At 66.1% G+C, this 513-nt stretch carries 2 protein-coding genes; one reads left to right on the top strand and one right to left on the bottom strand.

What is annotated here, in order from left to right; genetic code table 11:
* The coding region (locus ACYVJ0_RS13860) for a helix-turn-helix domain-containing protein (protein ID WP_460818444.1) at positions 1-158 on the bottom strand (158 nt) is incomplete at its 3' end.
* Between the two features lie 154 nt (positions 159-312).
* Here ACYVJ0_RS13860 and ACYVJ0_RS13855 point away from each other — a divergent pair.
* Positions 313-513, top strand: a 201-nt coding sequence (locus ACYVJ0_RS13855) for a hypothetical protein (protein WP_460818442.1), incomplete at its 3' end; no start/stop codon positions are given.

The raw sequence follows: 513 nt of genomic DNA, 5'->3' as shown, positions 1-513 counted from the left end.
AGAGCGAGGCGGCGCTTGCCGTTCTCGATCCGGCTGAGTGACGACGGACTCATCCTGGCCCGCTTGGCCAGCTCGTCGAGCGACCAGCCCTGCGCCACTCGCAGGGCGCGCACGCGTTTGCGCACGAGGCTGTCCAGCTCACCATCATCTTGCGCCATAGGCACGACCCTATGTCTACTCCGCAAGCCGTGCGTAGGTTGGCGGTGTTGGGTACTGGTCGACGCTTCTGCTGCGCCCTCTTGCCCCACTCCCTCCGTCCACGATCACGCACGGCTCTCCGACGTGGTCGCCTACCTCCCGAGAGGACACGAAATGCAGCGGAACCAGCCAGAGACTACAGAGCTCGGTCCCAGCATCACCGACGCGGCGACCGTGTCCGACCCGGGCACACGTCGGTCGATCCTGATCGCGGTCTCGGTGGCGTTGATGGCGGTCATCTCGTCGGTGACCGGGCTCAACGTTGCTCAGCCGGACCTGGCCGTCGACTTCGAGGTCTCACAGGGGGCAGTCCTG

Source organism: Microbacterium petrolearium (genome assembly GCF_054782875.1).
This window is presented reverse-complemented; position numbering and strand designations above follow the sequence as displayed.